The organism is Xenorhabdus eapokensis, assembly GCF_001908105.1.
The window spans coordinates 1-615 of the sequence record NZ_MKGQ01000169.1 but is presented as its reverse complement, the minus strand read 5'-3'; the positions used below and the strand labels follow the sequence as shown (position 1 = coordinate 615).

At 40.3% G+C, this 615-nt stretch carries 1 protein-coding gene; it reads right to left on the bottom strand.

Annotated elements, in window-relative coordinates; genetic code table 11:
• On the bottom strand, window positions 1–73 hold a 73-nt coding region (locus Xedl_RS19995; RefSeq protein ID WP_143187484.1), incomplete at its 3' end, for a helix-turn-helix domain-containing protein.
• Window positions 74–615 lie beyond the last annotated feature (542 nt).

Sequence of the window (615 nt, the reverse complement as noted above, 5' to 3'; positions counted from 1 at the left end):
CGAGTGTCGTACCACGCTTGCGTAATGCACAAATAATTTCGGCTGGGTGCCAGTCTTGTTGAGTGTGAGTCATACCTGCTTCCCCTTCTGTTGATTATTAGTGGTGGCGATTCCAAACAGGGTTCGCAGTACCGGAGTTATCAGCCGGCGAGACCGAAGTCTCCCCTGCCTGAACCGCCATAGAAGGGGCGACAACAGGCACACTGGTAGAAACTTCCTACCAGTGGATAACTTACGGGGCTGCGACCTCCCGACTATCGGATTTTGCCGATAGCGTTTCTACTTTAACGAATTTCGTTATCTAATTCAATAATAGAATGTGTAAGTTTAACAAATAAACTAAACTATTTGAGTTATTGGCACTACCTAATAAAATACAGAATAATAATAAAACTTACACTTATTACTTGAATCCAATTTAAGCGAACCCAAGCAGTTACAATATTTAAAACCACTCAAAAATTCACAACCTTTTAATTTCCAACACCAATACTAGGGCAAGATCGGCGAATATATCTAAATGACTTTTCAAAATGGTAGGAGTATCAAAGAAACTCAGTCCCATTTTTGCGAATTTGGATTTTCCAGACACAAAAAAGCAAAAAGAAGGACTGA